This window comes from Sphingobacterium sp. WM (assembly GCF_029542465.1).
Classification (GTDB): Bacteria; Bacteroidota; Bacteroidia; order Sphingobacteriales; family Sphingobacteriaceae; genus Sphingobacterium; species Sphingobacterium cellulitidis.
Genome location: NZ_CP120709.1, coordinates 2911053 through 2922608 on the forward strand (window position 1 = coordinate 2911053; position 11556 = coordinate 2922608).

At 37.8% G+C, this 11556-nt stretch carries 11 protein-coding genes and 2 tRNA genes; 5 read left to right on the plus strand and 8 right to left on the minus strand.

From position 1 onward, the window contains the following. Nucleotides 1-15 precede the first annotated feature (15 nt). The 4 genes from PZ892_RS12495 to PZ892_RS12510 form a co-directional block, all read right to left on the minus strand. Nucleotides 16-1074, minus strand: coding sequence for an efflux RND transporter periplasmic adaptor subunit (locus PZ892_RS12495; RefSeq protein WP_094256004.1), 1059 nt, complete (start codon nt 1072-1074; stop codon nt 16-18). Between the two features lie 14 nt (nt 1075-1088). After that, nucleotides 1089-2426 carry a TolC family protein gene (locus PZ892_RS12500; protein WP_094256005.1) on the minus strand — a complete coding sequence of 446 codons (1338 nt, stop codon included), beginning with the start codon at nt 2424-2426 and terminating at the stop codon, nt 1089-1091. A 1-nt stretch (nt 2427) separates the two neighbouring features. Continuing rightward, nucleotides 2428-3033, minus strand: coding sequence for a TetR/AcrR family transcriptional regulator (locus PZ892_RS12505; protein ID WP_182499559.1), 606 nt, complete (start codon nt 3031-3033; stop codon nt 2428-2430). Nucleotides 3034-3186: 153 nt separating this feature from the next. Then, on the minus strand, nt 3187-3849 hold the full coding sequence (locus PZ892_RS12510) for an NUDIX domain-containing protein (protein WP_094256007.1): 663 nt from the start codon (nt 3847-3849) through the stop codon (nt 3187-3189). 141 nt (nt 3850-3990) lie between these two features. Here PZ892_RS12510 and pfkA point away from each other — a divergent pair, with 141 nt between their 5' ends. Genes pfkA through gap form a run of 3 tightly spaced genes read left to right on the plus strand, consistent with a single transcriptional unit; the run spans nt 3991 to nt 6831 of the window. Further along, complete coding sequence (gene pfkA, locus PZ892_RS12515; protein ID WP_094256008.1) at nt 3991-4974, plus strand: 6-phosphofructokinase; 984 nt, start codon at nt 3991-3993, stop codon at nt 4972-4974. A gap of 4 nt (nt 4975-4978) precedes the next feature. Next, nucleotides 4979-5827, plus strand: a complete 849-nt coding sequence (locus tag PZ892_RS12520; protein WP_094256009.1) for a hypothetical protein — start codon at nt 4979-4981, stop codon at nt 5825-5827. Nucleotides 5828-5832: 5 nt separating this feature from the next. Continuing rightward, nucleotides 5833-6831, plus strand: coding sequence for a type I glyceraldehyde-3-phosphate dehydrogenase (gap, locus tag PZ892_RS12525; RefSeq protein WP_094256010.1), 999 nt, complete (start codon nt 5833-5835; stop codon nt 6829-6831). 74 nt (nt 6832-6905) lie between these two features. Here the strand turns inward: gap and mnmA are convergent, their stop codons facing one another. Then, nucleotides 6906-8006 carry a tRNA 2-thiouridine(34) synthase MnmA gene (gene mnmA, locus PZ892_RS12530; RefSeq protein WP_277711409.1) on the minus strand — a complete coding sequence of 367 codons (1101 nt, stop codon included), beginning with the start codon at nt 8004-8006 and terminating at the stop codon, nt 6906-6908. A gap of 186 nt (nt 8007-8192) precedes the next feature. Between mnmA and PZ892_RS12535 the strand changes: the two genes are divergently transcribed. Together PZ892_RS12535 and PZ892_RS12540 are read left to right on the plus strand one after the other, a co-directional pair. After that, nucleotides 8193-8268: transfer RNA gene (locus tag PZ892_RS12535), tRNA-Phe, on the plus strand. Nucleotides 8269-8308: 40 nt separating this feature from the next. Continuing rightward, a tRNA-Phe gene (locus PZ892_RS12540) sits at nt 8309-8381 on the plus strand. A gap of 597 nt (nt 8382-8978) precedes the next feature. On the opposite strand, the gene PZ892_RS12545 is transcribed toward PZ892_RS12540, so the two are convergent. Genes PZ892_RS12545 through PZ892_RS12555 form a run of 3 tightly spaced genes read right to left on the minus strand, consistent with a single transcriptional unit; the run spans nt 8979 to nt 11492 of the window. Next, a complete protein-coding gene (locus PZ892_RS12545) occupies nt 8979-9947 on the minus strand; it encodes an exonuclease (protein ID WP_277711410.1) in 969 nt (322 codons plus the stop codon). Next, a complete protein-coding gene (gene coaE, locus PZ892_RS12550; RefSeq protein WP_277711411.1) occupies nt 9947-10543 on the minus strand; it encodes a dephospho-CoA kinase in 597 nt (198 codons plus the stop codon). The genes PZ892_RS12545 and coaE overlap by 1 nt, the downstream gene beginning before the upstream one ends. 1 nt (nt 10544) lies before the next feature. After that, a complete protein-coding gene (locus tag PZ892_RS12555; protein WP_094256014.1) occupies nt 10545-11492 on the minus strand; it encodes a hypothetical protein in 948 nt (315 codons plus the stop codon). Between the last annotated feature and the right edge of the window lie 64 nt (nt 11493-11556).

An 11556-nucleotide genomic window follows, 5' to 3' on the forward strand; every position in this document is an offset into this window, starting at 1 on the left:
CGTTCTTAGCACAAATTATTTAATAACTTCAACAGGTGAATTGTTGTACAAGTTGATTTGACCAGAGATAATTACCTGGTCGCCAGCTTGCAAACCACTAAGAACCTCAATATTATCACCAAAACTTCTACCCGCTACCACTGTTGATTCTACAGCTTTTCCGTTTTTCAATACGAATACTTTGTTATCAGAAATACTACCTACGAATGCTGTTCTAGGAACAACCAATACGCTTGAACTACCGCTAGCACCAAATACAGCAGTACCGTACATACCAGCACGCAATTCGTTGTTCGGGTTATTCGCAATTTCGATTTCTACAGGGAAGTTCAAGCTTCCGTCTGATTTAGGAGCGATGAAAGTAATTTTTCCTGAAAATTCTTTATCCGCATAAACACTCACTCTTACTTGAACAGCTTGTCCTACGCGTAATGTTGCGACGTTCTTTTCGTCCACATTAACTCTTAATTTTAAAGTGCTTACATTGACGATATCAAATGCGGGAGTACCTGGGCTTACATAAGCACCTGGTTCAATTTTACGGGAATTTACAATACCAGAAACTGATGTTTTAATAGTAACATCACCTGCGTTTAATTTTGCGCTTTTCAAGTTGTTTTTTGAACTTTCAAATTGAAGGCGTGCTTGATCAACTTGTTGTTGAGTAACACCTCCTGTTGAAAGTGCATTTTCAAAACGCATAAGATTGGCTTGCGCATTATCGTATGCCGCTTGAGCATTCGCAACATTGACATTCAATTTATCGCCTTCAACGATTGCTAATGTCTGACCTGCTGATACTCTAGAACCTTCATCAACCATCACACGAACTACACGACCACCAGTTTCAGCAGCTACCGTTACTTCTTGTTTTGGCATAAAAGTCCCATTCGCTAAGTATTCTAAGCTCATATTGCTATTCTCAGCTGTGTCGATACGCACTGCTACTGCCGCATTTTTTTCAGCTACCGCAGCCGTATCTGCATCATTCTTTGCTTTGTTCTTTTGAAGGATAAGGTATATACCTGCTCCTGCAGCAATGATAACAATTAGGGTAATTAATGTACGTTTCATTATGTGTGGTTATATTATTCGTTTACTAATGTTTTTAATTTTCCATTTGCTTTGATCACTTGGATCTCTGCAACTTTATAATTTAATAATGAGGTATTCAAGTTGTTTTGAGCATCTGCATAGGCATTCTCAGAATCCAACAATTCTGTTAAAGTCGCTAGCCCATTTCTATAGTTGTTTTGGGTGTTTTCCATAACTTCCTTCGCCATTTCTACGTTACGACGGTTGTTATCCACTGTCAACAAGCTATTTTTAATTTGAGCTTTAGCGTTTTCAGCTGCTAGGTTCAATCCAAGTTTGTTGTCCTCCAAATCTACCTTAGCTTTCAAAATATCAACATTTGCTTGGTTGATCTTTGCTTTCGTAGATCCTCCATTAAAGATTGGAATAGAAAGGTTTAAGCCAATTGCTGAGTATGGCGCAAAACTAGCTGAATTATTGAAAATTGGGAACTGCTGTCCAAAGCCCAAATAACCTAAGTTACCGGTCAATGACAAGCTTGGATAATAAGCAGCAACCATTGATTTTTTATTCAGTTCTAGTAATTCGATTTGCTTTTCAACCAATTTTACTTCAGTACGATTATCGACATTGAATTCTTCACTGATAAACTCACCATTGATATCAAAGGTCTCTTTTGGAAGAACAATATCATCCGTGATCTTCATCCCAATCGCGAACTTCAGTGCATTTTCTCTTAGCTCCTGAGCATTTACAATCTGTTGCTTTTGTGCTAATAAATTGTTGATAGCAACTTCGGTACGATCTAGGTCAATTTTTCTCATCAAACCTGCATCAACCATACCTTTCAAAACATCTCTGGTTTTGTTGGTATTTTCCAAGTTGTTATTAATCGTATTCAACTGCATATCTGATTGATAAACTTCATAGTATGCATTGGCAACTCTCTCAATCAATTGTTCATCACTCAACTCAGCGTTGATCAGATAAAAATCACGAGTAGATCTTGCCGCTTTTAATCCAGTAAATAAAGATTGATTAAAAAGCTGTTGACTCACTTGCACGACTGCGTTTGCTTGCCAAGGTTGTCCGAATGCCACCATGATTGTTTCACCTGGTCTCCCCATCAAAGCCCCATCCAATGCGCTTTTTTGAATTAGTGCATTGTAGGTCAATGAAGCTGAACCATTAACCTGAGGAAGAGCTCCTGCCCGAACCTCATCAATTAAATACTCAGAATTTTCTATTTCCAGCTTTGCCTTCTTGGCTTCCGCTTTATTTTGCAATGCAAATTTTACCGCTTCCTGCAAGGTCAAGGTTTCTTGTGCATGTAACAATGAACCCGATAACATCCCTGCTATCATTAGGGCCATAAGTTTAGTTCTATTCATTCTATTTATTACTAGCTATACGTGCTTCGAAAATTAATTTAAGTGCTCTTTTTTGACTTTCAACTATCTTATCTACGTTCGATTCATTTGGAATTCCAGTAATGACATCCGAAATAGTATGAATGATGCCAAGACCTTTTTGAATTTCAACCAGAGTCTGTGCACAGCCTTCAATATCATCCATGATCAATTCACCACTATCCAATGATTTTTGGAATAATTTTTTAATCAAGGTGACCTCACGCTGTTGAAACTCTTCCATAACCTCATTTAGATCCAGACCTTTAATCCAATCTAAATTTTCGCAGATATGTAAAACATAATATTTACGTGTATAAGTAGCTCTATAATCCAGCACATCCATCATCGTCTTCATTAAATCTCCAGAATACGATTCTACGATATCTTTCTCCCCTGCATACACGTCATTTGCAATCTTTATTAATACATCTAGAATAAGAGTTGACTTATCCGGATAGTAGTAATATAGATTTGCTTTAGTAATTCGCATATCATCGGCGATCTCATTCATTGTGGTTTTATGAAAACCAAAATGAGAGAAGCGTTTTAGCGCTGCATCAATGATTTGATCCTTACGATTCTCCATTTTTATACCTTTTTTATTTTTGACTTTTTCTAAAAATTGTTCAAAAGTATAAAATAGAAAATAAATAATATCATCCCTTTGTCAAAAAAGTGATGATTAACACTCTTTTAACAAAAGGATAACGTTTAGACAATATTTTAAGAAAGTTGTTTTTTAGTCTTGACTAAAGATTTTGTGGAATTTCTTTTTATCGAATGAATAGAGTTTTGCAGCACGATAAGATACTCCTTTTTGAAATTCATTCAGTTCCTTGAGATAGCCAAGATTATTGATTTTTTTTCTAAAGTTTCTTTTATCTAATTGCTTATTAAGAAGAGCCTCATAAACTTGTTGCAATTGGGTTAGTGTAAATTTGGCTGGTAATAATTCGTATGGAGTGGTCGAGTAGCTGACAGTTTTCTTCAAACGGTCCAAACTTAACTCAATGATTTCCTTGTGGTCGAAGGCTAAGTCGGGAAGTTCTGTTACAGGAAACCATTTCAATTGCCTCATATAGGTACTACCAGAACTAATTTTATTTTTGACCTCTTCCATTTGAACCAAAGCCATATAAGCGACAGTCAAGATCCTTCCTTCGGGATGTCGTTTGACGCCTGCGAAAGCTGCCAACTGATCCATATAGATATCCTTTAGTCCAGTCATTTCGAATAAGATACGAGCCACAGCATCGGCCATTTCTTCGTATTTATTCACAAAATAGCCCGGAAGAGCCCACCAGTCCTTGTAAGGGTATTCATTTCGTTCAGCCAACAAAACTTTCAACTGTCCCTCATCAAATGTCAGAATGACACAATCTATAGTAAAATATGTTTGCAAAATCTAAATTTATTAATATTGATCAATTGTTTCCTGAAAACCTCAACAATAATAACAATTACACAAACAAATTACCAAAAAAATTTAATAGTGTAAGAAATACACATTATATTCGTATTTCTAAAAAATAAGAAAGACCTAATGAACAATATACGAAGGATTGGCGTTTATACATCAGGGGGCGATGCCCCAGGCATGAATGCTGCCATTCGCGCAGTAGTTCGAACAGCGCTATTTAACGACCTAAAAGTAACTGGTATTTTTAGGGGATATGAAGGAATGATCGAGGGGGATTTTACTGAAATGGTGAGTCGTTCCGTAAGTTCGATTCTTCAAAAAGGAGGAACCGTATTAAAATCAGCGCGTTGTCCGGAATTCAGAACTCCTGAAGGCCGCAAAAAAGCGTACGAAAATATTAGAAAAGCAGGAATTGATGCTTTAGTTGCGATTGGTGGTGATGGTACATTTACTGGTGCCGAAGTATTCTCACAAGAATACGATATCCCTGTCATGTGTATCCCAGGAACTATTGACAATGACCTTTACGGAACGGATTATACACTAGGATTTGATACCGCAAATAATACTGTTATTGATGCCATTGATAAAATCAAAGACACTGCGGCATCACATAACCGTTTATTTTTCGTTGAAGTAATGGGGCGTGACTCAGGTTGTATCGCATTGAATGCAGGTGTAGCTGGAGGTGCTGAAGCCATCATGTTGCCTGAAAAAGAAACGGCAATCGATGAATTGATCGAGATGTTGGAGGTTGCGAAAGACCGTAATAAAACATCCATGATCGTGATTATTGCTGAAGGCGATAAAAACGGTGGAGCCTATAATGTTGCAAAACGTGTCGAAGAAAAATTTGATTTTTATGACACAAAAGTTAGTATATTAGGACATTTACAACGTGGAGGATCCCCAAGTAGTTTTGATAGAGTACTTGCCACCCGAATGGGATACTTCGCAGTCAACGAACTAATAAAAGGCAATAGAAGCGCAACGGTAGGAATCCGTGGCAGTAAAATGGTTAGTACAACGCTGGAAGAGGCTTTGCGTGGCAAAGAATTCAAACTGGACGAAGAATTAATAACTATTGCTGAAGTAATGAACATATAATCTTATGATTGCAGTCATATTTAGTGGATCAAGATACGCCGATTGGCGACTTGCTGAGAAAGGCAGAGTCCTACATGGATTCCGTACCATGGGTATAAACCCTTACATTCAAGACGAACGCTTTATTTACCAGCTACTAAATAAGAATACCCAACTCATAAATAACGCTGAACGCATCCGTAAGATTTATTTTTTCGGTGCCGGCGCATCTTCTAAGGAGAGACAAGAAAAAATCGAAAAGGTCTTTACACAATTCTTTAAAAACGCGAAAGTAAAAGTGAGCCACGATATGCTGGCTTCTGCAATTTCAACTTTCGGGAATGAAAAAGGAATTATTGGGATCATCGGTAGTGGCTCCAATGCCGCTTTCTATAACGGTAGAAAAATTGTAGAGAACAACTATGGCTTAGGCTATATCTTGGCGGATGAAGCTTCCACCAACTGGCAGGCACGGCAGATTCTTAAGGACTTCCTAACTGAATCCATGCCACAAGGCTTCCGCGAAAAATTATTGCATAAACATAATATCGATCGCAAGCTTATCCTAGACAAAACGTATAACAGCCCTAACCCGAATATTTTTCTCACTTCCTTTGCCGATTTTATCCTTGAAAATAAGGAGGACCCTTATATGGAAGGGATTATCAAAAAAGGCCTTGAAAATTATGTAAAAACATATTTGGTTCCTCTCTCGGAAACTTATCCTGACTCTACCTTAAATTTCACAGGTTCGGTAGCTAACAACTACGCTGACTGGTTGCGAGAAATTGCCAAAGAAAATCATTTGGCTGTCGGCACCATCATTAGGGAGCCTGTCCAAAACCTTGTAAAATATTTTATAAATAAAAATTAGTAAAAATGAAAATTGGAATTAACGGATTTGGCCGTATTGGCCGTTTAGCATTCAGAGCTGCTGTAAAACGCAGTGATATCGAAGTAGTGGGTATTAACGACTTAGTTGAACCAGATTACTTAGCATATATGTTGAAATATGATTCAACGCACGGTCAATTTGACGGTACAGTTGAAGTAAAAGACGGAAACTTAATCGTAAATGGAAAAACTATTCGTGTTACTGCTGAAAAAGACCCTGCAAACCTTAAATGGAATGAAGTTGGTGCTGAAGTAGTAATCGAATCTACTGGTTTCTTCTTGACTCAAGAATTAGCTCAAAAACACATCGAAGCTGGTGCAAAAAAAGTAATTATGTCTGCTCCTGCGAAAGATGATACCCCTACTTTCGTAATGGGTGTAAACCATAAAGATTTAAAACCAGAATACAACATCGTTTCTAACGCTTCTTGTACTACTAACTGTTTAGCTCCTATCGCTAAGGTATTAAATGATAAATTTGGTATCCTTGAAGGATTAATGACTACAGTACATGCTGTAACAGCTACTCAAAAAACAGTTGATGGTCCTTCAGTGAAAGACTGGAGAGGTGGACGCGGTGCTTACCAAAACATCATCCCTTCTTCTACTGGTGCTGCTAAAGCTGTTGGTTTAGTGTTACCTGAATTGAAAGGTAAATTAACTGGTATGTCTTTACGCGTTCCTACAGCTGACGTTTCTGTAGTTGATTTAACTGTACGCCTAGAAAAAGGTGCTTCTTACGAAGAAATCAAAAAAGCAATGAAAGATGCTTCTGAAGGTGAATTGAAAGGTATCCTAGGATATACTGAAGATGATGTAGTTTCTACAGATTTCTTAGGTGATGCTCGTACTTCTATCTTCGACGCTAAAGCTGGTATCTCATTGAATGATAACTTTGTGAAAGTTATTTCATGGTACGATAATGAGTGGGGATACTCTAACAAAATTATCGATCTAGCTCAAGAAGTTGGTAAATTATCATAATTGACCACTGATAAAATAAAAAATGCGATGTGAAGTTCACATCGCATTTTTTTTATGGTTTAAGAATTAAAATTCTATTTCTCTTCTTTCATTAAGAAACCACCACCGATCAAATCATCACCTTCGTAGAAAACTGCAGATTGTCCAGGTGCAATTCCTTTGACATTATGAACAAAATCCACCTGCATGATATCACCATGCTGTGTCAAAGTAGAAATCGCTCCTGAGTCCTTATAACGAATCTTAGTGATAGCTTCCATTGGCTCATCCAACGAAGCGTATTTCACTAAATTGATATTCTTCACAAATGCTTGGCTGCGCTCTAACTCATGCTCCTCTCCTAACACGACCGAATTTGATTCCGGAAGGATCTGAATAACGAACATAGGTTTTCCTAGGGCAATTCCTAAGCCTCTGCGTTGTCCGATTGTAAAATACGGATAACCGATATGCTGACCTACTACGGTGCCATCAGATAAAATAAAATTACCTGGCCCTATCTCCTGATCCAACAAAGGACGTTTGTGCCTTAAGAACGAACGATAATCATTGTCAGGAACAAAACAGATCTCATAGCTCTCCGATTTGTTAGCTAATTCCTTTTGATCCATATCCAATGCCATCTGGCGGATTTCCTTTTTTGTAAAACTTCCCAATGGAAATTGGGTTCTTGCTAAGTTTTCCTGAGAAACTCCCCACAACACATAGGATTGATCCTTATTTTCGTCTTTCCCTTTGGAAATCACATAACGACCGTTGTCATGCATACGGATATTTGCATAGTGACCCGTTGCAATAAATTCACAATCCAATTTATCAGCACGTTTCATCAATGCTTCCCATTTAATATGGGTATTACACAATACACATGGATTAGGAGTTCTTCCGGCAATATATTCATCCACGAAATTGTCGATTACATAATCGCCAAATTCAGAACGAATATCAAGGATATAATGTGGGAAGCCATAGTTTACAGCCAATGTTCGAGCATCATTGATACTGTCCAAGCTACAACAACCTGTTTCCTTTGAAGAGCCGCCGGAACTAGCATAATCCCATGTTTTCATCGTAATCCCGATGACCTCATATCCTTGTTCGTGCAGCATGACTGCAGCAACAGAGCTATCTACTCCACCGCTCATCGCCACCAAAACTCTTCCTTTTTTACTCATAATATTTTATTGAAGTGCAAAGATACCGTTATTTGCCCATTCACAATGTTTATTTGATGTAATTTTATCTCAATCAAAATCAAGACTTTGAATAAATCCACGAAAATAATTAGAGCAAAAGTTTTAGAATTCGAAAAAGGACGGTATATTTGCATCGCAAGTTCGGTAACGGACTTACAAAATAAAGGTGCCATAGCTCAGTTGGTAGAGCAAAGGACTGAAAATCCTTGTGTCGCTGGTTCGAATCCAGCTGGCACCACCAAAATCTGACAAGTAACAGATTCAAAACAAAATCTTGTAAAGGTGCCATAGCTCAGTTGGTAGAGCAAAGGACTGAAAATCCTTGTGTCGCTGGTTCGAATCCAGCTGGCACCACAAAAAAAGCCTTCGCAAATCGCGAAGGCTTTTTTTATTGAATATCAATATTTATCAAAAAAACTGTTACAATCCCTTAATCTATCTGTTCAGTATACTTAAAAATCATTTTTTAGCTAAAATTATAACCCTAATTATCAGTAAGTTATATCCCGAAATTTCAGAAATTTGAAAATACCTTCTATTAGGTATTCTTTAAATCACTTTTACTCAATATATTAGGTTAGCAGAAATTGAAATTCTATCAATCGGATTTCGAGAAACCAAAAGCCAAAAACTATTAATCGAATCGGTGTCAGATTTTTCAAACTGTGTATAAATGTGGAAATTCAGTGTTCCCTACACAATTTCTTTATATAAGCCGTCCTGGCTATTGTTAAACAGAAAAAATGGCTAGATATTCCGCATCTAGCCATATTTTTATCTTTAATCGCAATCCCAAATTTATTCCTACAAATATCCCAGTAAGTAATAAATAATGATAAATACGACTATTGTACCAAAGCAACCAAGGCCCATTTTCTTAGCACCCCAGCCCGCAATTAATGCTCTAAAAAATTTATTCATACGTTTACTCCATATTGATTATCATCCCTATCAACAATAATCTGGAATAAATGTTTGACTATGTATATCCCGAATCGCTATTTCTTCCGCGAAATGTGCATGCAATGCTCGCCCATCTCCATGTAAGGTCCAAATCGCCTTCGGCTTTACCTTTTCAATAAAAAATAATATATCTCCCCAATCAACATGGTCAGATAGATATAAACTAATATCATTCTGCGCTTGCAGGCGTTCCCATCCCGACGCGAATACCTTCAACACATTTTTAGCCCTCCGGTAACTGTTAAAAGTCAATGGTGGTACCAAATAAACCTTGTTATCCCCCGCTTCCTTCATTGATTTCCTGTTATACAAATCATATTTCATTGGAAAATCAATAAACTGATCATATATCCGATGAATCGGCATGATTTGATAATGAAGTAAAACTTCTTTCTCAGGAAGGTGCTGATTTAATAATGCTGTAATCCTTTGTGCTTTTCCCAAGGCATAGCATCCCAATAAAATATTGCTTTTTACATCCAACTTCATGATTTCAGCAATAGGATCCGGATGTTTGGTATTTGGATTGGCGAACGTGGTTTCCGTAATCAAAACCTCGGCTTCCACAAATTTTATCGGCTCACAAGTCGAATCTTCTTGTAACTTATAATCTCCTGTATAAAGATACCTCACCCCTTTATAGATCATCAAGATCTTCGCACTACCCAAAATATGTCCCGCAGGGATAAAATAAATATCAACCCCATTTATTTGGAAAAACTCCGAAAAATCCTTCTTCTGATAGGATTCTATAGGTTGCTTAGGATATCGCAACTGCATGATTGCAGCAGTTCCCGCTGTACAAAAGATATTTTTATGTCCCGGAGATGCATGGTCTCCATGAGCATGTGACACCACAGCATGTTTAACTGGATATAATGGGTCAATATAGAAATCACCATAAGGACAATAATAGCCCTTATCCCTCTTCACTAAAAAATCTTCAATAATTTGCATTACTTATTCTTTGGAGCGATAAATTTCGCGTGCAGTTCCATGACCTGTTCTATCAAACTATGGCTATCATCATTATAGATAATAAAATCACATAGTTTTTCTTTCTCTTCCTCAGGCATCTGCTTGTTTATCCTTCTTTGAACTTCCTCTTGATCGACCTGATCTCGCTTCATCACCCGCTCTATGCGGATTGCTAAAGGAGAACTAACCAAAATGGTAAAATCCAAAGCCTTATAAGAGCCACTTTCAAAAAGCAGAGCTGCTTCTTTCACACTGTATGCAGAGGTTTGAGCCGCTGCCCAATCTTCGCCATCCTTGATTACTGCCGGATGAACTATGGCATTTAATTTCTTTAATTCTTCAGCATCAGAAAAAACACGTTTTCCAAGCCATTCCCGATTCAAGCTACCATCTTCATGATACACTTCCGAGCCAAAGGTTGAAATCAAGGATGCCCGAACTGCATCACTTTTCACCATGATATCCTTGGCTTCCTTGTCGGCATCATAAGTGGGAATCCCCAAAACCTTAAAGATTTTAGTAACAACGCTTTTGCCAACGCCTATTCCTCCGGTAATCCCTATTTTTAAACCCATGTTATCTTCTTACAAAAAAGTCCACATTTTGAGGCTCTATGTTCAAGACCTTCACATAGTCAGGCATCTTGGTAATAATAACCGGTAGACTCGAAACCTTATGTTCCTTCCAAGCGTCCAAATCAACCACTGCTTCAAAATCCCTGGAAGTATATTTGTTAAAATCCTTTACAGCAAGCAAAATCGTAGCTTTCACCTTACTTGGCAATACCCGTACTGAGGTATAACCTTTACTATTCTCAACCTTGATAGGTAGCTCAATAATTTTCTCTGTTATTTCCCCTACCGGCACGATTACCTCCGCAAAAGTCGGATAGATTGTAATATTTGTCCGTTGCTGTTTATTTAAATAAGCTACGGTCCGCACATCGGTATTCACATCCTTGCCTTTAATGGTATCTGTTTCGAGAAACTCAATACTTGCCACATCTTCCAAAGGTCCTGTAATGGTCACATACTCCGGATTTGTGCGAGTTGCTCCGATTACCCCATACTGCCTTTGGAAAGTAAGGTGCTCTACGGCTTTGACTGGCACTTTACGTTGGGTTTGTTTAGAAAAATCGAAATAAAGGGTATCTGGTGAAACCGCAACTACTTGTTTGTCGCTGGGAAACTGTCGGTTGATAAATCCGATTTGGTTTCCAAAAACAATAAAATTGCGAGACTTCAAACCAGAAAGATCCACTTGTATTTTGGCCGTATCGGGATGCAGGCGTTCCATGAACACCTTCCAGCCTGACATCTTTATTTTGACCGAAACCGTATCGGATTGCAAGGGGTGAAAAGCTTTATTTTCAGGCAAATTCACATAGCTCATGCTGGCCTTCTTGGTGAAGGTATAATCACTGGATATTGCAAACAAGGTCCAAGCTAAAAATGAAATGATGATACAACGTAGAAATATTGATAGTTTCCGACGTTGAACTTTGTTTATTCGCCTCAAAGCCATTCTACAAATGTAATATTTTGTAAGCAAAAATCACATTTTGACGATAGCATGAGCAATTGAGCTA

Bases quoted from the DNA above. Each gene is read 5' to 3' on its own strand.
- PZ892_RS12495 (WP_094256004.1), bottom strand. From the start codon at position 1,074: ATGAAACGTACATTAATTACCCTAATTGTTATCATTGCTGCAGGAGCA.
- PZ892_RS12500 (WP_094256005.1), bottom strand. From the start codon at position 2,426: ATGAATAGAACTAAACTTATGGCCCTAATGATAGCAGGGATGTTATCG.
- PZ892_RS12505 (WP_182499559.1), bottom strand. From the start codon at position 3,033: ATGGAGAATCGTAAGGATCAAATCATTGATGCAGCGCTAAAACGCTTC.
- pfkA (WP_094256008.1), top strand. From the start codon at position 3,991: ATGAACAATATACGAAGGATTGGCGTTTATACATCAGGGGGCGATGCC.
- PZ892_RS12520 (WP_094256009.1), top strand. From the start codon at position 4,979: ATGATTGCAGTCATATTTAGTGGATCAAGATACGCCGATTGGCGACTT.
- gap (WP_094256010.1), top strand. From the start codon at position 5,833: ATGAAAATTGGAATTAACGGATTTGGCCGTATTGGCCGTTTAGCATTC.
- mnmA (WP_277711409.1), bottom strand. From the start codon at position 8,006: ATGAGTAAAAAAGGAAGAGTTTTGGTGGCGATGAGCGGTGGAGTAGAT.
- PZ892_RS12545 (WP_277711410.1), bottom strand. From the start codon at position 9,947: ATGCAAATTATTGAAGATTTTTTAGTGAAGAGGGATAAGGGCTATTAT.
- coaE (WP_277711411.1), bottom strand. From the start codon at position 10,543: ATGGGTTTAAAAATAGGGATTACCGGAGGAATAGGCGTTGGCAAAAGC.
- PZ892_RS12555 (WP_094256014.1), bottom strand. From the start codon at position 11,492: ATGGCTTTGAGGCGAATAAACAAAGTTCAACGTCGGAAACTATCAATA.